This window comes from Paenibacillus sp. 2003 (assembly GCF_031455635.1).
Lineage (GTDB): Bacteria > Bacillota > Bacilli > Paenibacillales > Paenibacillaceae > Paenibacillus > Paenibacillus amylolyticus_B.
The window spans coordinates 2070133-2093721 of record NZ_JAVDTB010000001.1 but is presented as its reverse complement, the minus strand read 5'-3'; the positions used below and the strand labels follow the sequence as shown (position 1 = coordinate 2093721).

General features: G+C 41.7%; 17 protein-coding genes and 2 pseudogenes. 4 read left to right on the top strand and 15 right to left on the bottom strand.

Annotated elements, in window-relative coordinates; translation table 11 throughout:
- The 10 genes and pseudogenes from J2X75_RS09105 to J2X75_RS09065 form a co-directional block, all read right to left on the bottom strand.
- Positions 1-2463: a hypothetical protein gene (locus J2X75_RS09105; protein WP_310335886.1), complete on the bottom strand. Its 2463-nt coding sequence runs from the start codon at positions 2461-2463 to the stop codon at positions 1-3.
- Positions 2464-2596: 133 nt separating this feature from the next.
- Positions 2597-3634: a LacI family DNA-binding transcriptional regulator gene (locus J2X75_RS09100; RefSeq protein WP_310335885.1), complete on the bottom strand. Its 1038-nt coding sequence runs from the start codon at positions 3632-3634 to the stop codon at positions 2597-2599.
- Between the two features lie 1559 nt (positions 3635-5193).
- Positions 5194-6885, bottom strand: a complete 1692-nt coding sequence (ilvD, locus tag J2X75_RS09095; RefSeq protein WP_307535898.1) for a dihydroxy-acid dehydratase — start codon at positions 6883-6885, stop codon at positions 5194-5196.
- An 18-nt stretch (positions 6886-6903) separates the two neighbouring features.
- A complete protein-coding gene (locus tag J2X75_RS09090; RefSeq protein ID WP_310335883.1) occupies positions 6904-7569 on the bottom strand; it encodes a GntR family transcriptional regulator in 666 nt (221 codons plus the stop codon).
- A gap of 201 nt (positions 7570-7770) precedes the next feature.
- Positions 7771-7884: pseudogene (locus tag J2X75_RS30325) on the bottom strand (quinone oxidoreductase); the annotation flags it as partial.
- A 116-nt stretch (positions 7885-8000) separates the two neighbouring features.
- Positions 8001-8158, bottom strand: a pseudogene (locus J2X75_RS30320) (quinone oxidoreductase); the annotation flags it as partial.
- Between the two features lie 238 nt (positions 8159-8396).
- Positions 8397-9380 carry a family 43 glycosylhydrolase gene (locus J2X75_RS09080; protein WP_310335881.1) on the bottom strand — a complete coding sequence of 328 codons (984 nt, stop codon included), beginning with the start codon at positions 9378-9380 and terminating at the stop codon, positions 8397-8399.
- Positions 9381-9407: 27 nt separating this feature from the next.
- A complete protein-coding gene (locus J2X75_RS09075; RefSeq protein WP_192131357.1) occupies positions 9408-10256 on the bottom strand; it encodes a carbohydrate ABC transporter permease in 849 nt (282 codons plus the stop codon).
- A 1-nt stretch (position 10257) separates the two neighbouring features.
- On the bottom strand, positions 10258-11154 hold the full coding sequence (locus tag J2X75_RS09070) for a carbohydrate ABC transporter permease (protein WP_091020079.1): 897 nt from the start codon (positions 11152-11154) through the stop codon (positions 10258-10260).
- Positions 11155-11238: 84 nt separating this feature from the next.
- Positions 11239-12576, bottom strand: coding sequence for an ABC transporter substrate-binding protein (locus J2X75_RS09065; RefSeq protein WP_310335876.1), 1338 nt, complete (start codon positions 12574-12576; stop codon positions 11239-11241).
- A 262-nt stretch (positions 12577-12838) separates the two neighbouring features.
- Here J2X75_RS09065 and J2X75_RS09060 point away from each other — a divergent pair, with 262 nt between their 5' ends.
- Positions 12839-13903 (top strand): GntR family transcriptional regulator, encoded by a 1065-nt coding sequence (locus J2X75_RS09060; protein ID WP_310335874.1) that lies wholly within the window; start codon positions 12839-12841, stop codon positions 13901-13903.
- Positions 13904-14295: 392 nt separating this feature from the next.
- Here the strand turns inward: J2X75_RS09060 and J2X75_RS09055 are convergent, their stop codons facing one another.
- From J2X75_RS09055 to J2X75_RS09045, 3 genes are all read right to left on the bottom strand, one after another.
- Complete coding sequence (locus J2X75_RS09055; RefSeq protein WP_310335873.1) at positions 14296-14505, bottom strand: hypothetical protein; 210 nt, start codon at positions 14503-14505, stop codon at positions 14296-14298.
- 473 nt (positions 14506-14978) lie between these two features.
- Positions 14979-15071 (bottom strand): NUDIX domain-containing protein, encoded by a 93-nt coding sequence (locus tag J2X75_RS09050; protein ID WP_310336714.1) that lies wholly within the window; start codon positions 15069-15071, stop codon positions 14979-14981.
- A 203-nt stretch (positions 15072-15274) separates the two neighbouring features.
- Entirely contained in the window at positions 15275-15619 is a 345-nt protein-coding gene (locus J2X75_RS09045; RefSeq protein WP_310335872.1) for a hypothetical protein, read from the bottom strand.
- A 491-nt stretch (positions 15620-16110) separates the two neighbouring features.
- On the opposite strand from J2X75_RS09045, the gene J2X75_RS09040 reads away from it, so the two are divergent.
- Genes J2X75_RS09040 through J2X75_RS09030 form a run of 3 tightly spaced genes read left to right on the top strand, consistent with a single transcriptional unit; the run spans position 16111 to position 19425 of the window.
- Complete coding sequence (locus J2X75_RS09040) at positions 16111-16968, top strand: ABC transporter permease (protein WP_397383514.1); 858 nt, start codon at positions 16111-16113, stop codon at positions 16966-16968.
- A 19-nt stretch (positions 16969-16987) separates the two neighbouring features.
- On the top strand, positions 16988-17869 hold the full coding sequence (locus tag J2X75_RS09035) for a carbohydrate ABC transporter permease (RefSeq protein WP_310335869.1): 882 nt from the start codon (positions 16988-16990) through the stop codon (positions 17867-17869).
- A 44-nt stretch (positions 17870-17913) separates the two neighbouring features.
- Positions 17914-19425, top strand: coding sequence for an extracellular solute-binding protein (locus J2X75_RS09030; RefSeq protein WP_310335867.1), 1512 nt, complete (start codon positions 17914-17916; stop codon positions 19423-19425).
- 88 nt (positions 19426-19513) lie between these two features.
- Here J2X75_RS09030 and J2X75_RS09025 read toward each other — a convergent pair whose 3' ends face one another.
- Positions 19514-21796 carry an AraC family transcriptional regulator gene (locus J2X75_RS09025; protein WP_310335865.1) on the bottom strand — a complete coding sequence of 761 codons (2283 nt, stop codon included), beginning with the start codon at positions 21794-21796 and terminating at the stop codon, positions 19514-19516.
- 232 nt (positions 21797-22028) lie between these two features.
- Positions 22029-23294: a right-handed parallel beta-helix repeat-containing protein gene (locus J2X75_RS09020; RefSeq protein ID WP_310335864.1), complete on the bottom strand. Its 1266-nt coding sequence runs from the start codon at positions 23292-23294 to the stop codon at positions 22029-22031.
- Positions 23295-23589: the final 295 nt, after the last annotated feature.

Below are 23589 nucleotides of genomic sequence, written 5' to 3'. Positions count from 1 at the left end.
TCATAGGCAAACTCTGAACTTTCCATTTTCCAGGCGAATGCTCTTTTGCAATGTTCCTAGAGGAGCTCGGAATTCTAAGTGTTCTTCACGGAATACGTACCTGGACGGATACGCCGCATAACTTTTCACGGTCCAACCGTCATGCTCTTCTGTCACGAATCCGTTGACACATCTTAATCTGCCTTCTTCATCTCGATAGAGGTACGTCGTAGTTCCAAACCCCAGCAAATACGCCACTAATTCTTCACCCATATCCCAGTCATCCCCCGATACATCGGAGAACAAAGCGGCAAACAGCGGATCATCTGCTTCCACGAACACCGATTGCCCAAAACGATTACGCGACAATTCCGGCATGTTCAAGTTGGGTGCAGATACACTATACGTCGATGCGGCTTCACCTTGCGCCAGCCTTCGCGGAGTGGATTTTACATTCCAGTCATAGCAATGAAAGATTGCCATTGTAGAGCGATAAGCTGCTTCCAGATATTCTGTATTACCGAGATGTTCATACGCAACCAATGCCGACGATGCCGCTAGTCCGCCCCATAAGGAATGAATCATTGGAGATAGTGCTTCCCACCATCGATCCGGATTCTGCAGCCTATAGTCGTTGCTGAATCCGATATTTGCCAAAATAAGCTGACCATATTGTGAAGCCTTGTCGGTATGCCCAAGGAAACATAATGCTGTGCACGTTGGACCAAATCCGGCATTATCATAAAAGTGCTCTGTAACGGCTCCGCCGTAGTGCCGAACACCAATTTCCATTTCCCGACCAAAGCGATCCCATAGCTGTCGTAGTTGATTATGTAATTCAGCATATCCCTTGTCTTTCAACGCTTGTAGCAGTTCACGTATGTAAAGGATAAACACACCATTTAGACGTGATTCGTCCTTTTCTCGCTGACCTGAATGGCAATCTGGATCAAGTCGCAAACACATAACTTCGGCGGCCCACTTCAAATACTCGGAAGGAGAATGCAAATGAAGCAGCTCTTCATCCATTTGTGATAATAGATAAAAAACGTGCGCAATATAATCGAAATCGTAGATACGATAAAAGTTACCGTACAAAGCTTGCGGCCGGGACAAATCACCTTCAATGAACCAGTGCACCTTCATATCCAGCACCGCTGCTGCTTCCGCCCTCATAACCTGCTCGGGAATAGGTGAAGACATCCCATTTTTCATCAATAAGAATGCCAATTTCCCCAGTGACTCACCTTGGTTAGATAACGGACGGAACGCATGGGGCCGAACCGCTGCCTCCCCGCCTTCATAGCTATTTACTGCCAGCCATTCTGCTCGCTTTTCAAGCAATGTATGAACGGGTTCAAGGACATTCCAAACCAGCATGTCACGACGTCCGTCCTTGAGTATCAACTCCAGCTTACGTTCTCCTGGTACGTCAGCGGGTAGGGTTACTATGAACTCCTGTTCAACGACGAGGTTGCTAATTTGATCAGAGCCTACGTCTAGTGATATAGACTTTTCTGAAGGAACCAGTAGTGCGGAGATATCCTGCTCTTCAATGCCATTCTGGTGTCCAGGCGCACTGTATAGCTTTAACGACCTTATTTCAAGATCCCTAGGCAAACGGACTGAGGCTGTGAATTGTCCTCCTTCAGGCACAACGGGTGTAAAGCTCCAGTGAGGATGTCCGAGGACCTTGCCTTGGTGGTAGAAATCCGTCAGATTCTGGAATGACACAAATCCGTACTCCCAATTTTCCGCTTGCCCGGGTATTAACGTTAAAGAGTTGTAAGCGTCATCATAGATCCAATCGGTAAGTACCAAATCTTTCAATGAGGTCCCATCCTCCACTAAAGAAAGTCTGTGGAATAACAAGCCGTCCAAAGATGGAGAAACTTGCTCTAGAAAGCGGTTACAATAACGACAATGAGAACCCATGGTGGATGTATTCCCTCTGAGCGTGTAGATTCCCAGATGAGGTCCGTCGTTACTTCGTCGTACAGCAGCAAACTTGGCAAAGTTCCCACCGATGTGCGTAAATACAGCGCAGGATTCATGCATGTTACGGTAAACATCTTGCGTCCGAAACATAATGTAGGCGAGAGAAAACCACACATGCAACCCTTGAATTTTAATGTTCGTATCCGATTCATTGGTCAGTTTGATACCCCAGCGGAATTGATCGCCTTCCAGCAAATATGAAAACAAGATCTTGACCTGTACATCTTTGAACTCAACAGTAACATGGTTCGTGCTATGTTTCGTTATATTTGGCTCAAACATCGAGCTTTGAACAAACCTATCATTCAACTGCATACTCCATTCGCCAAAGAGCTTATCCTCATCCTCTTGGAATCCAACCTCTTGCAAATAATGAGGATCTACGACCCAATTCATCTCATGCGGATCATCTTTCATCACCAATGACTGAACGGCACCACGTTCACCAAACTCGATCCTGAATTTTTCATTACTAAGAATGGTCACTCAGATCTCCCTTTCATTGATCAGAATTAAGTTAAACGTTTAAATTAATTCAAAAAGAGAAACTTAAATTCCTCTTTGGTATTGCAAAGCCTACCTGCGTTGGTTCTATATATGGAAATTGGCATGCGCCTTTTTAGCTTTTAAGCTTCCGAACGGAATCGCGCTCGATCAAGCGACATTCCGGCATGGTTAGGTTTTGAATATCTTCTCCATGGATTAGGCGGTAAAGGGTTTCTATCGCTAAATATCCCATCTCATGAAGCGGTAATCCCATTGTTGTCAGACGTGGGCTCAGGTAATCGCTGAATTCCCGATCATCAAAACCAACTACAGAAATATCTTCAGGAACGCTTAGCCCCTTTTCCTTCGTGGCCTGAAGAACCCCGACGCCCATAACATCGTTCATTGACAGGATCGCAGTCGGCGGATTGTCCATGTCGAGTAGCTCGTTAGCGTACCTATAGCCCGAATCTCTTTCCCAATCCCCCATCTTTATTAAGGAAGGATCAAACGGCAATTCAAAATCGGTGACTGCTTTGTAATAACCGTTTAATCGGCGTCTTGAAGGGATTGAATCCATTAAACCACTAATAATGGCGATGCGACTGTGTCCCATTTGTACCAAGTACGACATCGCTTCATAAGATGCCTGTTCATCATTATACTGAATTGAAATATCGTCTTGTGTGTAACCGTAGGTGTATATAATCGGTTTACCTTCAACATTGATTAGACCTGTCAAGTCGCGAGTGTGAACTCCGATGTAAATGATACCATCCACCTGTTTACCAAGCAGTTCAGATACAGCACTGCCTGCATACTTACGGTAAGCTTCGACGTCTTGAAAATTACGGCCAATTCGTTTGTCGAGCCTAAGGTTAACTAGCAGGATATGAAGGTCGTGACGGTCTCCAAAGTCGTTAATACCATCGATAATATTCGGAGCGTTAAAAACAGTCACATCCTCCGTAATAACACCAATTGTGTTGGTACGGTTACGTTGGAGGCTTTTAGCAATCTCGTTCGGTTTGTAATTCAATGCTTCGATGGCCTCCTGGACCCTTCTGCGCGTTTCGGGACGCACATTGCGAGTGCCGTTGAGTACATAGGAGACTGTAGCAATAGAAACATTAGCCCTAAGTGCGATGTCCTTTATGCTAGTTTTTCTCATAGGTCTCTCCTGTCTAAGCATACGAACCATCGTTCATTAGCTGTTTAAACGTTTAGATTTTTTTGATAGTTGAATCTTACCTTACAATCACTGATTAAGCAATCTTTATTTTGGGTTTTACTTCCACTTTTTTTTACTGAGACACTTGCGTTGATTATGACTAATACTCTCTTTTATTAGACTTTATAGTATCCTTAAAATTCAATACCTACTGAGCTTAACAGCTCATTTAGCATATTAAAAACAGCCGCTCGCCAGCTGGTCTGTTATGTTTAAACTTAACGCTCCCCGCTAGCGTAACACCAATTAGGATTAAATCAAAAGTAAAACTACACAAGCAGAAAAACAGCTTATTATTGCAATGAAAATATGAAGACAACTAAATGAGGTTTTTTTCAGAAAAATTCTTTGTTTTCTTTGAATGAAGCACGAGTAAATAAACACAGTTAACACAAGGGGTAAATATAGTTGAAGATCCGGCCCATTTCCACCCGGAACGAATTTATTAATATATCCACCTATGTTTCGCGCAGATAGCATCATTCCAGCCATTCCTCGTGAAAATGCCACTAGTCGGATTAGCTTAATGAAAAGATAAATATTCTAATCGACATTGGTACCATGTTCTTAACCTTTTCAGCAATGGCACTAATTTCTTGCCTTAGGTCTGAAAAAACCTAGTTCCTGATACAAAAAAATCATTATTCAAGCGAAGTCTTACATTAATGTGCTTAAATCTTGCACAGGAGTTCCATCATGATGATATTTAGATAACTACCTAATCCGAGATGACACAATGTTCTTGTCCTCCGACAACATGTATTTCTTCTAACTTGATGAGCTTTTCTCTATAAAATTATATTTAAAAGCTATTTTTGGAAAAGATCGATCTCGCATCTTATTCACTTCGTTCCAAGAAGGTGCGCTAATTTTCTTACTTCTCTCCCCTGCTATCTCTAGCCAAGCATTAAAAAAATTATCGCTAAACCAGGATTGTTGTTTGAAAGCTGCTTCCGAATTTTCAACATTTCACAAATTTGTTCGTCATAAAGCTCCGTTGGGCGCTCAAAAGGCATTCGTTTCAATATTGATCTCCCATTACAACAGTAAAATTATAAAATTACCTTGGCTTTGTTATAGAGTCCTATCAGAAGGTTATTCTCCACCTTCACTAAACCACCCTGCCCGTTAGCTTAATGAAACACAATGTTCTTGTCCTTGGCTCAGGACACGAACTTGTACCGATAACAAAAAAAAGCCGCTAAAATAGCGACTTCAATGGGAATATGTTCTTGTCTTCCGGCATTAACTGAAATTATACCAATAGCATAACAGATTTAATTTAATACTTAGTAGTGCTATAGGCGTATGCAGGTTCATTTATTTGTTTAGCATACTCTTCTAGTGCTGTTCTTTTTTACTGTCTATATAACAGGGCAGGCTATAGCTTAAACCAATTCATCCTAAAGAAGCTGTTGGCCAAGTCAATCTATCACTCCATTGTTTGACTTTCTTGAGAGAGTAGCCTCTTAACCATACTCAAAACAGAACAGAAATGTCTATTCTAACAAATCTGTTACTGCACCTTTTGAGGCAGAAGAAACTAATCTAGCATACTTACTTAGTACTCCCGAACTTACTTTAAGCGGAGGTTGTACCCAGGCTTTCGCTCGAGCCGCCAACTCTTCTTCTGTCACATGAACCTTTATTTCTTGAATATCGCTGTCAATGGTGATAATGTCCCCATTTTTCAGCAAAGAGATCGGTCCACCTACTTGTGCCTCAGGTGATACATGGCCGACTACAAATCCATGCGAGCCACCAGAGAACCTACCATCTGTTATGAGAGCAACTTTCCCCCCGAGACCTTTTCCTACAATTAGTGCTGTAACGGAAAGCATTTCAGGCATACCTGGTCCACCCTTGGGACCACAATAGCGTATGACCAATACGTCCCCTTGCTGAATTTCATCATTCATAATCGCTTCCGTCGCGTCTTCCTCGCTATCGTACACCTTTGTCGGACCGGAAAACTGCTGTATCTTCATGCCTGACATTTTGGCAACAGCGCCTTCAGGAGCGAGGTTTCCTCGAAGCACAACCAGTGGCCCATCTGGCTTAAGCGGATTATCTAGTGGACGTATAATCTCTTGATTATTCTGAAGTGGAGCAGCTTCAGCTAAATTTTCCGCCAAAGTTTTACCAGTTACGGTGAGGCAATCACCATGAAGTAATCCCTCAGAGAGCAATAGCTTCATTACCCCTGAAACACCACCAATATCATTCAAATCCTGCATGACATATTGGCCACTTGGCTTCAGATCCGCCAAATGGGGAACACGCAAGCGAATTCGCTCAAAATCGTCTAATGTTAAATCAACTTCTACGGAATGAGCAATGGCGAGCAAATGAAGGAACGCATTTGTAGAACCTCCCAAAGCCATTACGACAGTAATTGCATTCTCAAATGCCTTTTTCGTCATAATGTCTCTTGGATAGATCTCCTGTTCAAGAAGTGATATGACCTGTTTACCGGCTGCTGCGCATTCCAATGCTTTATTCGTTGAAATGGCTGATGTAGAAGAAGAACCAGGTAAACACATTCCCATTGCTTCTGCAGCTGCGGCCATCGTATTAGCGGTATACATCCCCCCGCAAGACCCTGGGCCTGGGCAAACACTACATTCTACCTTATGCAGCTGCTCATCTGTCATTTTTCCATCTTGATATTGACCAACTGCTTCAAAAGCTGAAACGATATCTACTTTTTTACCGTCGAGATTACCAGGTTGAATGGTTCCTCCATAAACATAAACGGAAGGAATGTTCATCCGTCCAATAGCCATCAAACATGCAGGCGTATTCTTGTCACAACCACCGATTGCAACAATGCCGTCAAAACGCTCGGCTCCGGTCACTATTTCAATCGAATCAGCTATAGCTTCCCTACTTGGTAGCGAGAACAACATCCCTCCATGACCCATCGAGATCCCATCAGAAACGGTAATTGTATTGAAAATTAATGGAGCACCGCCATGATTACGTGCTCCCATCTTGGCTTGAATCGCTAAATCATTGATGTGCATATTGCACGGTGTTACCTCACTCCAAGTACTCGCTATTCCAATCATTGGCTTTTTAAAATCATCATCCTGAAAACCAACTGCACGTAGCATTGCTCTGTTCGGTACCCGGTTAACACCTTCACTGATCACTTTGCTTCGAATACGAAGATCTTTTTTATTTTCCATGTTCTTTTACCCCTCACTTCAAAGTATTTCGTTCAGCTCCTGCATCGGACGAATAAAATTTTGTTTCATTAGTACTTGAGCATCATCGCTATTCTTGCCTTCAAAAGCTTTAATGATCAAATCATGTTCTTCGACTGAAGCGAATGTAGCCGTAATAGGTTGTTTTAAAAACACATATTTAAATCTCCTAATGTGAATCTGAAGAGATGTATTAAATGTGGCCACATAAGGATTATCTGAGAGCTCCACAATATAATTATGAAATAGCTCATCCACCTCCATGGCCTGATAAACTTGGCCATTCTTAATGGAACTTGCAAATTGCAAATTTATGGATCTTAGTTTCTCGATCTGTTCTGGAACAATAATTTTGGCAGTAATTTCAGCAGCCAAGGCCTGAAGAGCAGCCATGGTTGAATACATCTTAAAAATATCGTTTTTCTCAATATTCGTTACTTTTGTTTCTTTTCCTGGATGCATAGACACGAGCCCTTGAACTTCGAGTAACTGAAATGCCTCCCGAATCGGTGTCCGGCTGACTCCAAGCGATTCAGCCATTTCCGCATCAATAAGCTTTTCACCTGGTTGCAGTGTTCCATCAATAATCCACCGCTGAATCTGAGAAAACGCTCTTTCTTTTGCGGACATGCGAACTGGTAATGAAAAATCTTTAGGAATTGGCATTGTTTTTCATCCTCTTTACTATTATTCTTATATGCAATATATCGCATACGAGATTGAGAAGCAATTATTATTTCATTTTTTTACTCGCTCAATTAATGTATACATCTAATCGGCAATCGGACGATGTTCTTGTCCCTCGACAAATCTTCTTTTTGATACCGTACTCTCTGCATTAATCGGCTTATCGTGATTCTTTCTCTAAGTAAGGAAATTCCAAAGATCGCCACCAGTCAAAGTCTTTAACGTATCCATCAACATCCTAGGATCAACTGGAGCAGGGTCTCCCCCTGCCACTCCATAAAATACAACAATCCCCTAGGAGCCTTTACATCGTCAAATGCAACAAGCGCCAACGCTGGTTTCTTGGACATTAGCTCCCGTTTATTCAACGACTCCTGCCCTTTCATAACTAAAACCGGGGAATTCCCAGTAAGATGATAGTTTCCTTTCCTTCTATAAATATCTGTAAAATTCAGTCCGATTACTTTCATCCTTATTAATATTTCGTCAGGCCCGATAACCGGATCCGAAATTTCAAGATATTTAGTACTTACGGTCCTCCGAATTTATTAAATACAAGTGCTTTTAAATGAGCGGCCTGCTCTTATATATTTTTCAAGAGTCACTTATTTATGATATGATTCTCCGGGTTAACTGGAGCGGCAAGTTTTAAGGCAATTTACCACTTTATGGTACGGTTCAGCGTATTATCTGTAGAGCGAAATCGAAGGCACCCAGTAGAGTGCCTTCGATGTTCTTACTGTCTCTCTTTGGTAAGTTGGATAAACGAACTCAAATCCATCAACCAACCTTGTTGGGACACTCGTTCACTTTACAGAACGTGCAAGTGCTGCAACAGAGCCGCGGAAATCGGGTCTGCCGTCAGCCGTCCACAAAAGCTCCGTCACAAATGTATGGCGATTCGGATCGTACAGCGGATCTCCTATAATATTCTTGTACGTTCTTGCGTGGAACACAAATAGCGTCTTTTCGTCGGCCTCTGACACCGTGAAGGAATTATGACCGGGACCATACATCGAGATGCTCTCATCTGTCGAGAGAACCGCTGTTTGTGACTTGCGCCATGAGGCGGCATCGAGCAAATCCGCATCCGCATCGGCTTCAAGCAGGCCCATGCAATAATTGAAATCGGTGGCGCTAGCCGAGTAAGAGAGGAATACCAGATTACCCTTTCGAAGAAAAGCCGCGCCTTCGTTCACTTTATAACCAATGATCTCCCAGTCATACTCCGGCATCGAGATCATCGTTTGCGGCCCAGTCAGCGTCCACGGATTGCTCATTTGGGATATATACAGATTAGAGTTACCTTCGATATTCGGATCCTTTTGTGCCCATACGTAATAACGGCTGCCATTATGCTCAAAGGTAGTGGCATCGAGGGCGAAGCTTTCCCACGCGGTACGAACCTGTCCTCGTTCCGTCCAACTGCCTTCGAGCGGATTGGCATTTTCATTCTCTAGCACGTACATCCGATGGTCGAACAAGCCTTCATTCGTTTCCGTCGTGTGTGCGGCAGCGAAATACACGTACCATTTGTCATCAATAAAATGCAGTTCAGGTGCCCAAATATTGGCACTAAGGATACCCGTCTCGCGCTTTCTCCAGATCACTACAGGAGTTGATGTAACAAGCCCCTCAAGGTTCTGGGCTCTACGGATTTCAATCCGGTCATACTCCGGAACGGATGCTACGAAGTAATAATAACCGTCTGAATGTCGGTAAATAAAAGGATCAGCTTTCTGCTCAATCAATGGTTGTACGTCGTGTAACACTCTTTTTTGGACTGCCATCTTATCACCTGTTTCATCATAATATTACTACCCTTTAACAGCACCTGCAGTCATACCGTCTATGAAGTATTTCTGGAAAGCAATGAACAGTATAAAAATTGGAATGATGGAGAAGAAGGAGCCCACGATCAATAGATCATAGTTATTGCCATAAGGAGTTAATAAAGTTTTCAAACCGATTGGAAGTGTATATTTACTCTGATCTCCTAACACCATGAATGGCCACAACAGATTATTCCAGCTATTCATACCATTCAGAATGGCCATTGCCGCAAAGGATGGCTTCATAATCGGCATAATTAGTCTGAAATATATCGCATACTCGTTTGCCCCATCAACCCGCCCAGATTGAATAATCTCTTTGGGTATGCTTCTTAGATATTGCCTGAAGAAAAATATTGTCGCGGCATTGGCTATACCCGGCAAAATGATTGCCGAATAGCTATTCACCATTCCCAAATCATTAATTAGGCTATACAAAGGAACCAGCAGTATTTCGAAAGGCACCATCATAATGAGCAAAACACATATAAAGAGGAAGTTCTTACCTTTAAAATCATATGCTGCAAAACCATAAGCAACAAATGCGCTTACAAAAAGTGTTAAAACCACTTGAACGATTGTTAAAATCATACTGTTCCAAAACCACACAAAATAATCATGTTGTCCAGTAAACAGATAGATGAAATTATCAAAACTCATGATTTCAAAATCCAAACTTAGGTTAAGACCATATCTAACTAATGATTCACCTGGTTTAAAGGAAGAGAGGGCCACTGCATAGAATGGAATCATAATTAAAACGAATAGTATAATGAATAAACAAATAATTACTATTCTAGAGATGAAATCACTCCTCGTCTGACTTTTGCCCACGTTAATCCTCCTCCTTTTTGAACATTCCACTAAATTTCAACTGCGTTAAATTGATAACCATAGCAATGACTAACAGAATGATACCAACTGCAGCTGCGTAACCCAGCTTATTCTGCTCAATCCCTTGTCTATACAGGTATCCAACAATGGTTAAGCCAATATTTTTGGGTGAATTGTTACCGTTAAACATCATCAGGCTCTCGGTAAACATGGCTAAACCTGCATAAACACTAATTGTCGTGACATATACCGTGGTCGGCTTCAATAATGGCATTGTGATCGTTCTAAACTTCTGCCAAGCAGATGCCCCGTCAATTGAAGCAGCCTCATAATATTCATTGTCAATGCTTTTCAAACCGGATAGATAGTAAAGCATATTAACACCTGTCCATCTCCAACATGCGAGGATTAACAGTGCTGCCATACTCCAATTTCCGTCTTTCAAAAATTTAATAGGCTCTATACCAAATAGACCCAGCAAACTATTCATTAATGAACCTTCCATTTCACCGAATGTAAGGCGGAAAATGGTACCCGCAACTGCGACAGATGTCAACGCAGGTAGAAAGAACGAAGATTTAAAAAACTCTCTTCCCTTCATTAACTTACTGTTGATCATAACGGCGAATAACATTGGAAAAGGAATTAACAGCACTAAGGTTCCCAACATGTACACAACGCTATTTTTAATAGATGTCAAAAACACTTTATCGGTAAGTAATTTCGAATAATTTGCTTCACCAATCCATTTAGGATCCTGTCCCAACATCCGATCTTGAAAGCTCATTACGAATGAATTTACAAGTGGAAAAAACCAGAATATCAAAAATATGAGTATAAATGGCAACACAAAAACATAAGGTGCAACTTTTTGAGAGTATACAAATTTCTTTATCATATTCTCAATCTCCCTTGACTAAGGTTAAACCTGCCGACTACTATACCTGCCGACAGGTTTAACCAAATCATTTACTTATTATATTTATTTCAATTCTTGTTCAATTGCTGCTTGTGCTTCATCCAACGCTTCCTTCACGTCTTGACCATCTTCAAAGATGGCGTTCAAAGTAACTGTATTGAAGATATTGCCGATGGTCGGTGAAGCTTTAACGGATTTGATCGCTTGAATTTCGTCTTTGATTTCATTCAAAGTATCAAATGCATTTGTTTTAAAGTATTGGACGTATTCATTATCAGGGTTTTTCGTTACTGCATCATCTTTCCATACTTCCATGTTGATTGGGTCAAATCCAAGTGTATTCCAGATTTCAGTAGTAGCTTCTTTCGAAAGCTTAGCAAAGGCTACAAATTCTTTGGCCAATTGAACGTTTTTACCACTCTTAGTAACAACTGTGCCAGTACCGCCTAAGCCAACGGAACGAGGATTACCTTCTTCAAATACAGGCAATGGAGCAATTGCATACTTACCTTTAAGGTCCTTCATTTCGTTTACAAAGCGGGACATGTACCACTCAGGCATCAATGCGCTTGCGTAGTTGCCTTTGTTGTATTCGCCTTTTGCTTCTTCTGTGTCGGGTTGTCCGCCTGGGATCGTATGAATAACATTGTTCTTCTGCAGATCAACTAACATTTCATACGCTTTAATCATTTCAGGCGAGTTAACTTTTGGATTACCATTTTCATCTGTAAAATCAGTGTTTTGCTGAGCTAACAGCAACGATGCTTGCCACGTAGCAGATGTATCAGCAGTACCTAAGTACTTGCCAGTCTTTTCATAAACCTTGATACCTGCTTGTTTGTAATCTTCCCACGTTATGATTTTCTTGTAGTCAACACCTGCTTGTTCGAGAATTTCAGTGTTGTAGAAAGCAAGTGTTGCACCTACGTGATAATCAAAGCCATAAACCTGATCGGCTTTGGAGTAAATCTCGACACGCGAAGGAACAACAACGTCTTTGTATGGTGCAAATACATCATTCAAAGATTCCAGTGGAACGTTGTCACCTTCCAGGAATTTAGGGAATTGACCAAGCTCGATATCCGCGATATCAGGAGCACCTTTTCCGCTTGTAACTGCCAATAAAAGCTTGTTGTGCATATCATCGTAAGGCATAACCGTTACATTCAACTTAATCTGTTTGTCTGGGTTCTCTTGGTTCCATAAACCCAGCATTTTATCCAAATGCTTGCCGTGCAAATCTACGAATGTCCAAAATGACAATTCTGTTGCATTCTCACCGGCATTAGCGCCTAATTGCTGTGTTTCCGTTTTTGAATCAGAAGGATTACCACATGCTGTGAAAAAAAGAGACATAATAAGGACTGTAACGATGGAGATTAACGTACTGCGTTTCTTCATTTCTTCGTCATCCTCTCTTTTTGTGTTATGCATTTGAAAAGTCGGCTGACTAGTTAGTTCTGTTAATTTAAGCGGTTTCAATCTACCTTGGCACCACCATCCTTAACATAATTCTAACCGTTCAAAGAAAAGACTCCTTCGCAAAAATTTCTTAGATTCCATATTGTAAGCGCTTTACATGCCGTATTATAATATATATGAAATAAGCTTTATATAACCAATTGATTATAAAATCATAAAGTTTATGGGGAGATGCTACTCTTTGAAAAAGCTGGCGCTCTACAAACAAATTCAAGAAAATATTATACAGAAAATTAAATCAGGGCAGCTTCGGCCCACAGACCGCATTCCTTCTGAGCAAGAACTAATGGACGAATTCAGAGTAAGTAAAATAACCGTCAAGAACGCCCTAACCCTACTCGCTGACGAAGGATTAATTATACGCGTACAAGGCAAAGGCTCATTTGTCTCTTCAAGTCTTGTTGTTTCTAGCATCCATTCTCCCCCATCCCAAGGCAGCGCGTCCTCCATACCACTCATCGGCTTCATCATTCCGACGATGAGAACCCGTGTCATTCAAAAGCTCGTTGACTACACAGAACAATTCCTGCAAGAAGCCGGCCTCAACATGGTACTTAGCATCACGCGAGAGTCCTCCTCTATCGAAACAAACGTCATCCGTACACTAACGGAACTCGGTGTGAAGGGGCTGATCGTTTTTCCGACGGAAGATGAGAAGTACAACGAATCATTACTGCGTCTGTCGCTCGACAAATTTCCGTGTGTGTTCATCGACCGCTATCTGCGCAACATTGAGACGTACACCATTACATCCGATAATTACGGCGGTGCGTATAAGGCTGTATCCCATTTGTTATCCAAGAGTCATCAGCAGATTGCGCTCATCTCACCTGAAAATGCCAATACAGCCGTCGAGGATCGCACGCTTGGCTTCGAGCAGGCATATACAGATCAAGGTATCTCAATTGACAAGAGCTTGTGGTGTCACATCCCTCTCAACATTCTACGCAGCGAGCATGCATTGGACTATGTAAGCGAATTCTTGCAGAACCACAGTGAAATTTCGGCAGCTTTCTCCTTGACTGAAGAAACAGCACGCCTTACATCATCCGCTATCCGTCGTCTGAACGATCACTCCAATATCGATTTGCTATCTTTCGATAATCCACATCTTTCAGGCGTAGCTTATGTGCAGCAGAATGAACAGGAAATGGCACGAACAGCCGTAAGGCTGTTACGTGAACAGATGGAAGATACTTATTCTCCTAAGAATGCCATTATTCCCGTGCAACTCATCTTCCCTTGACACGACAAAAGTTGTAGCCAGGTGATCGATGAACTGGGTATATTGATTGGTTTTACCGGCGATGTTGATCATGATTGTCTGCCCAGATATTTTAAGACTCACTACCAATTTGGACTTGCCCCTTGCAACGCGCATCTCCTACGTGAATGCTAAGGAATCTCAGAGCATAACTGGCGGAGCTGTTGCGGGAAGGATGGCAGTTGGCTCTAGTTTCCCTCCACAACAACACGCCCATCTGTTGTCTTAAGGTTATTCCAGGTCTTTTCATTCGTGTGGGATATAAGTGAGAATCATCAAAACACAACAAGATTTGCACGTACTTCACCGTGCCAAAGCACTTCCGGCGGCAATCCTCATTCAGTTCGATGACTACTTTCGACCACTGAAGGAACTCAACGGCGCTGGGAAACGTCATAGACCATGAATAGCGAAAAAGCGAAAGTGCCGTCAAAAGCACGTTCGCTGCCAGCATCTTCTCCATTCACGAAGCCCTCTTCCCTCTGTGGGATGTGACGAGGATGCTCCACTCCAAAAGCGATAGCCATATGTACCTTTTCAGCGTTACCATGGCCCGAAACCTGCACACATATATACAAATCCATGCCCCGCAAGGAACCCCTCAAAAAAACTTACCCTTATTTATGATACGGTTCACCGTAATGCATCTAAGCACAAAGTACAGTTTGACCACAAAATATACATTAGTTTATAGACGAAAACCACTCCCGATTCTTAAGGAGTGGTTTCTTTGCGTAGAACTTCTCTTTTGCTACCACTAACGTTTCCCGTTAGCTTAATGGTTCTACTTTAACACTACCCAAGTATCCTGTCTTCGTTTCTAGTCATTGAATTGCTTGAAGAACGAGTGGTGAAGAATTGTCAGCAGTTATTTCTTTTCTCGGTAGCCATAATGCACCAAGTGAATCCTGCCCTTCGAACTTTCCAGGAGTCTGCGTAGGAGTACCACCGATTATTTGAACTAAATAAAAGATGGCAATATGATGAATATGAGAAGTGCCCTTTTTGTGTAATTTATAAGGAATCAAATAATCCAAACGCCAACATTTTCTTTTACTTATACGTTGATACCAGCTTCCTCAAGGAATTCTCTTTGCACCGCCGCTGCTAAAGATTCATTTGCTTCAACCGTTCCGCCAGGTAGGCTCATTTTCACTCAATACACACACCCCGCAGAATATATTTCATCACCTTTAATTTCTTTAAACGATTTCCAGTATCCTGCCCGTTAGTTGAACAAAAGCAGCCAATCACATTGATCGGCTGCTTTCTTTGTATTATTAAGCTAACGTTTCCCGTTAGCGTAATGATGTATGTTCATATTTCCCCAATGATTCAAAGTCAATTCTATCCCTAATTAATCCCCTTAAGTCGTGACCTAATTTCCCTAATCGTCAAAACACCAGATATGAGGTACATAAAAGAAGTAACTCCAAACAACTTAAAAATACTCGGAGTCATCGTCAAATATAGACTGATAGGAAGTGACCAGACAAATGCAACAAACATAAGTGATGGTTTTTTGATAACGGATGATAACAATGCTAAACAAGCTGGAACCAAAAGCGAAAATAATGTGCTTATGATAACATCATTCTCAGCACGTTCATGAGTGTAAGGATTTAATAAAGCTAATATAATCCATAGTATCATGGTGCAAATTGAAGATAATACCCCAATACTTTTTGCTATTCTCATTTCCATCCCCCTATTTTACTTTATCATAATTATGTTGAAAACAAAGAAATCATTAAACTAACCTGCCCGTTAGCTTAATGAATTAACGGCAAATAACGATTAGATATACGACTAATCGGCAATCGGTACAAGTTCTTGTCCTCGACTTGGGACAAGAACTTGTACCGATAAAATAAAATAGCCGCTAAAATAGCGACTTCAATGGAACCATGTTCTTGTCCCTCGACAAGTGATTACTTGCGCAACGAATGACTATTGGGCTTCATTACCTGCCGTATCAAGCGTTATGACCACTCTCCACAATCAGAGACTATCGACGGTAACATCCGTTTCTTCTATGCTATGGCTATGTAAATCAATTCCAAATTGACTCAAATCAGAAAGGAAAAGATGACATGCAAAAAAAATTGAATGCCCACTCCCTTCCATACTCTACAACACGAGCACCAACGTTGTTCGGAAGGATCGTTAAGAATCGCTGGTTATATTTCATGCTTTTTCCTGGGCTATTGTATTTTCTCCTCTTTAAATATTGGCCCATGTACGGAGTTCTAATCGCTTTTAAAGATTATCAACCATTCCTAGGTTTTTTGGACAGCCCCTTTGTAGGACTCAAGCACTTCGAACGTTTTTTTAACGATCCCAATTTTGTTGTTCTATTCCGCAATACGCTTGTGCTTGCTTTCCTTAATATTTTGTTTTTCTTTCCGCTTCCCATTATCATTGCACTGATGTTGAACGAGCTGAGGCATCACGTATTCAAGCGAACCATTCAAACGTTGGTGTATATTCCCCATTTTATGTCTTGGGTCGTTGTCGTGGGAATTGCTTATATTTTTTTGACCACAGAAGGCGGTATCGTGAATGATCTCCTAGCATACTTCGGTAGGGAAAAAATAAATTTTCTGGCCAGCAACGAGTGGTTCCGGACGATCGTTACGGCCGAAGTCATCTGGAAAGAAACAGGTTGGGGCACGATTATTTTTCTTGCTGCGTTGTCAGGCGTCGATCCACAATTGTACGAAGCGGCAAGGATGGATGGAGCGAATCGACTACGACAGTTATGGCATATTACATTGCCAGCAATTCGCAGCACCATCATTATCCTGTTGATTCTCCGTTTGGGAAACTTTTTGGATACGGGCTTTGAACAGATTTTCCTGATGCTTAACGCAATGAATCGCGAGGTTGGAGAAGTTTTCGATACGTATGTATACTCGGTCGGAATTAGCCAAGGTCAGTATAGTTTCAGTACAGCCGTCGGATTATTCAAATCGTTTATTGGTCTGATTCTTGTTGTGGTGGCCAATCATTTAGCCAAGAGGTTTGGTGAAGAAGGGATTTACTAAAGAAAGGAGGAATTACAGAATGAACATATCGCCAAGCCGAGGAAGCCGGATTTTCGATTGCTTGAACATAACACTGTTGACTATTTTCGCACTACTCACGGTTCTACCTTTTGTATATGTTATTGCCGGCTCCTTTGCCACTCAGAAAGAATTATTGCTTCGCGGATTCATCTTATTTCCAACGGAGTTTTCATTGGACGCCTATAAGTATATATTTTCTACCCCCGCCCTTATCAAAAGTTTGTTGGTCACCATATTCATTACGGTATTCGGTACGCTTATTAACATATTTTTAACATGCTTGATGGCCTATCCACTAGCCCGTAAAGACATGGACTTTCGCAAACCGATCCTAATGCTGATTGTATTCACAATGTTGTTCAGCGGCGGAATGATTCCAACATTTCTCGTGGTTAAACAACTGGGTATGATCAATACGTATTGGTCCTTGCTCATTCCTGGAGCGATCAGCGCATTTAATCTGATTATTATTCGCAATTTTTTTCAACAGCTTCCTGAAAGCTTGGAGGAATCTGCCAAAATCGATGGTTGCAATGATCTGAGCGTTTTTTTCAGAATTGTTCTCCCGCTCTCTATGCCGGCTATCGCCACATTTTCCTTGTTCTATGCCGTAGGTCACTGGAATACGTACTTTAGCGCCGTTCTCTATATCAACGATAACACCAAATGGCCAATCCAGGTTCTATTGAGGCAATTCGTTATTTTGGCATCGGGCGGAATCGGAGATTCCACTGCCATGGATGCGGACTATGTATCTCCACCGGAACAATCCATTAAAATGGCTGTAATCGTTGTTTCTACACTGCCCATATTACTCGTATATCCTTTTTTGCAAAAGCATTTCGCCAAAGGGGTATTGTTGGGTTCGGTTAAAGGGTGAACACTTTACTTAAGCAATGAATTTACGATGAGGAGGACTTATATATGAAAAAGCAGCATCGCAAGTCACTGTTTAGCACGGCCGCATTAGTCGCTTCATTCACTTTGGTAATTACTGCTTGCGGAGGGAGTGATGTCAACTCTCCCCAGGGAGCAAGCGCTGGGGATTCCCAAGGTAAACTCTCTCTAACGATGATGTTGCCAACATATAGCGCTGAGCAGATGAGTGGGAACAGCTCCATTCTTGCATTACTGGAGGAGAAAACGAACACGGATCTATCGGTGTCGTGGGTACCTTCTTCATCTTACACAGACAAGTTAAGCGCGACCGTTGCATCAGGAGAACTTCCGAAAACCTTTGTTGCACTGGAACCCAAAGCCTCTTTTATCATTAATGCGGCTCGATCCGGCATGTTCTGGGAGTTGGGACCCTACCTTCAAAGCTATCCGAACCTTAACAAGATGTCCGACATCGTATTAAGGAATGCATCAATTGACGACAAGATTTATGGTCTCTATCGTGAGCGGGATATCGCTCGCTTCGGTTTGATGATACGTCAAGATTGGTTAACCAACCTTGGATTAAAATCTCCCCAAAATGTGGATGAACTTTATACTGTTTTGAAAGCGTTTGCCACAGAAGATCCGGATCAAAACGGCAGACAGGATACCGTTGGACTCGCAGTCGGTATGCAAGGTAATAATATTGCCGGATTTAAAGATATGCTAGTTTATTTGGGAGGAGCGAACGAATGGGAAGTGAAAGACGGCCAACTCATTCCTGCCCATATGACGGAGCCTTACATGGACACCCTGAAGTTTTATAGGAAACTATATGACGAAAAACTCATTAATCAAGATTTTGCGCTGGTCCAGGACGGTCGAACCGTAATGTATAAAGGTAAGGCGGGATTATGGATTGACAATATGGTAGACGGTAAAAATATTGAAGACAACATCAAAAAGGTTTCTCCTGATGCGGAAATTAATCTGATTAACCGAATCTCTGGCCCGAAGGGAGAAGCAACTCGAGCAGGTACTGGGTTCCTAGGGATGTACATGATTCCAAAAACGAGCGTAAAGACTGAAGATGAATTAAAACAGATTCTCGCCTACTTTGACAAGGTATCGGAGAAGGACATTCAGAATCTCTTGAAATACGGTGTTGAAGGGAAACAATATTCGATTGAGAACGGGAGTTACCAGCTAAATTCCGATCCGAAGTTGCGGGCTGAGATGACGGACAGCAATCAATTCATGATTTTACAGGATCAAATTGAAAACTATGGTACCGAACTGGAGAAACTTAGCACGGAACTGTTTGGAGATAACGCGACGTTTGCCATAAACAATCCTGCGGCTCCATTTATCTCGAATACCGCCATAGAGCTGGGTAATGAACTTAATAAAATCATTCAGGATGCAACGGTCAAATTTATCATGGGAAAAGCTTCAGAGGCAGACTGGGATCAAGCTGTTAATCAGTGGCTGCAAGGTGGCGGAAGCAAGATTATCGAAGAAATAAATGCCGAATACAACAAGTCTGCGAATAAATAAAAGGAAGCTCAACCGTGCATTTTGAAGAAAACACCCCACTTTAGGAGCGCTCTCAGCAGCGTAACCTGTGGGGTGTTTTCTGTATAAATTAAGATTGACCTCTATGTTGATCCCTGTATTTTCCAGGCGTGGTGCCTAGTGTTTTACGAAAAGAGCGGATAAAATTCGCGGAGTTATTGTATTGCAGGCGTCCCGCAATTTCAGCAATCTTCATATTCGTATCTATCAACCACTTCCTGGCGATATCCATACGATACTGCGTGAGATATTCCCCGAAATTGACTCCCGTCTCCTGACGAAAAACACGGCTCACATAATGGGGGTGATAGTTTATCCGTGCAGAACAATTTTCTAGCGTCAGCTCTGAATCGAACTCTCGTTGAATGATGTCAATAATGGCTTCAGATATATGCTTGAACTGGGTTTCACGACGATTTTCGAGTTTTTCTGTATAAGGCTTCACAAATAATGTCCAAAACCAGTTCTCCATCTCACTGACATTACGAAGTTTGAACAATGACTGGATCAGGGATGATTCATCTCCTGCTATTCGATCCGACAGAATGGATAACTCTTGTCCGAATTTGAGAACATTGACCAGAAGTCGTAACAATGATAAATGGTAGTCCTGAAACGGTGTATTGGAAGCAAACAGTTCCGCGATGAAATTTTTCAGTTCCATTTCTGACTGCGCAAGGTTCCCTGCACGGATGGCATCAAACAAGGCTTGCTCCTTGTCATGAGGAAAGATACTTAGATCATTCTGTTGGGGCTGCACATCTTCAATAAATAAAATCGACTCTTGCCCAAGCCCCACACTGAATTTTAATGCCGTCATAGATTCGTGCATTGCTCGTCTGGTGTGGCTAAAAGTGTTGAACGGACGACTAATTCCAATACTCACTCGGATTCCAAGATATTGGGCAATGGCTTTTTGGATGTCCAAAGACAATGTGAACAGCTCCTGCTTCAACACTGAACCTTGTTCGGAGGCCCCTATCAAAGTCACTTGAGAATCGTTTGTCACTACCGGCACAAGCCTATGCTCCCCTGGCACAAGTTCCCCGACCATGTTACTAATGGCAAACATGAGCAAATCCCGATTTTTCTCTTCATAGCGTGTATTCTGCAATGTATCGATTTGAACGGCAACCAGGCTCATGGACGGCCATGTACACTCCACACCATACAACTCTAATTTCTCCTCAAAATCTGTATGACTGATCTCGCCAGCGAGCAATTTATGCATAAAAAACTCTCTTAGCTGCGTCTGTTGGCCTCGAAGTTCGCTGAGGATCTGTGAATGATTGCGAATCAAGTTGTCCACGCGTTCTCCGATAATTTGCAGCTCGCTGGTAGCCTTCTCTTTTTCCTTAGGAGAAGCAACTGTTGCAAGGACAGCATATAAGGACTGAATGGGGCTGTACATTCTTTTTGATCCAATCCAGGCAATGATTAAAGTAATAATCAAAATAAGAAAACAAACGAGTAAGGTGATCCAGCCAATAATTCGGTTCTGTTCGTTCAATTGCTCGTTAGAAGCTACAGACACATAAATCCAGCCATTATAGGAAGACTTGCGGTACGTGACAGTTACCGTTTTCCCTTCCACCTTGGATACATATTGCCCCGCATTCGCCTGCGTCTCCATTAATGGTTGCAGATGAGATTGCCCAGACATGTCACTTCCCGGCAGAATACCCCCATCCGTACGATGAATCATATTCAAGTTGTGATTCATTATGAAAGCGTTTCCCAATTTTCCGTTTTGAATAGCCATACTTCGTTGTATCACATCGGTAGAAAGCGCAACACAGATGATGCCTTTCGGATTGACAGCGTTAAACGGAACTTTTTTCACGAAATATACCGTCTCCGAAGAATTTGGCATGTCATTCGGTCCTCTAGTCCAGAAAGAACCTACTTGCTCGCGAGAGAATATTTCCAATTGAGGTATGAAATTGGGAGAACTATATTCATTGACCCCTACGCTTGTAACAACCCACTTCTTGCTAAGACTGAATAAGTATATTTCCTTAATACCTAGCTCGTAGGTTTGAATGGTTGCGATCCCTTTATACAGCTCATGTACCATTTCAAAATCTTGATTTGTGATTGGTTTGGAGAAGGCCTTACTTACAATCGGTGATTGCAAAAATTGTGTTGCCGAGTTATCCACAGTCCGAAGGATTTGCTCCACGCCCATTTGAGTTTGTTGGAGAAGTACTTTGTTGCTCTCATTGACCTTTTCTTGTACATTCAAGGAGGAATTATAGTAGGAAAATGTGCCTAGCACAATTACAGGTAGTGTCCCTATGAGAATTGAGAATAGTAACAGCTTCCATAGGTAAGATGGGGAACGTAGTTTCATAGGGGCCTCCTCTATTCTCCATTATCTACAATATTATATTATTTCTTGATCACTATGCCTTAATCCTTTTATTACATAATTTTTCAATACAGCATTTCTTATATAGTGCCCATGACTCTTTTTACTTTTAAAAAAAACTTAGCCACCTTGAGAGAATAGCATCTTGATTGGATGTTACTCACTACAAAAAACCATCGATCTTTTCATCAAGATCGACGGTCTGAAATAAAGTTTACTTATCAGCAAGATACCCTAAATTGTATTGGTAAAGAGGACTGGAATCCACAGGAAGCATAAATGTAACATCAGGCAAGCTGCCGTCTTGTTTTCTTGGTGCAGATAGTTGAGCCGTATCCAGGCTTACAAAATCTTTGGCCGTGATCTCCAACCCTCCATCGATCGTCCAAGAATTATTAGTCACATTCTCCGGTAAATTGTTGTCATTAATAATTGTAGTGCCCATAAACGCGATATTATTATGTAAAACTTCTCTGTAACCGGGGATATTGGTTATGTCTGTTTGACTAGCGCGTTCTAGCATATCGAAATTGGCTCTACTATTTTGAAAGGCCGTATTATTGATCCAAGTAGCTGATTGTCCGGGCTGATGATTCGCATAAAAGCCATTAGCTCCATTATTCGCAGCTAAGGAATATTTTACAGTATGAACGGGTATGGGGTCTGGAAAGCCGGTTGTTCTATATGCATAACCACCCACTTTGAAACCATTTTTGTCGCCGATACCGTTTTGATTACCTCTATGGTCAAACGACCAGCAATGGTCATATATTACGGTTCCTGTTGAACTGATACTGTCGAATCCATCATCGCTGTTATTCCATGCACGGGAGTTAATGAATGAAACATCTCCTCCATGCGCACCAAATCCGTCAATATTTCCAGCAGATAACGGTGTTGGCCCAATGTTGTTATATGCATCTGAATTCATAACGGTTCCGGTCCCATTAGCAGTATAGTAAAACCCTATGGCTTCATTATCATAAGCTGCCATATTCATGAAATCGGCTTGCCCCCTAATTCGAAAAGCTTCTGATTGCGCTTGATCCCCTACTTTAATACCAGTCACATCAAATCCTTTGAACGTGATGCCAGTTACTTTATCACCAATCAGAAAAGCAGCTACACGCAAATTAGTGGGTACATTTTCGAAATTAAACACAGGTCTTTCTCCAGGATAAGCCTCATAGGTAATCCCGCTCTTCGTCATATCATGTACATAATTATAATTGCTATCGGTTCTTGCAATTTCAAAATCGTCATACACTCCTCCACGAATATATACGATATCACCAGAAGAAGCTATTGACTGTGCCTTCATTATACTTTTAAATGGTTTGCTTGCTGTTCCTGAATTACTGTCACTACCCGTTGGGGCAACGTAATAAGTGTTTGTGCTGCCAGCTGCATATGCAGAAAAAGTCATAAACAAGGTTGCAAACATACAACCGATTACCAATAAAGTGGTCACTTTTTTCATTGAAAGTTGCTCCTCACGCCAAATGAATTTTTGGTTACAGATTCTAATCTAGACATTTTCAGTTACCTAAGATGTAATTGATCAATCCATAATTAACACCTCTCTCCAAATATGTTCTAAAATTTTATCACTATTCTTATATCGTTTTTATTACAAAATTCTTATATAGGTAATATTTTCTAAATTTATCGTATTATTAGTTTGACATGACTTCTTAAGTTATTCCACCATCAGATACCACTCTAATTTAGCCAAAAATTCGACTAAATTCTTGTGCTTTAATAATTTTCAGCAT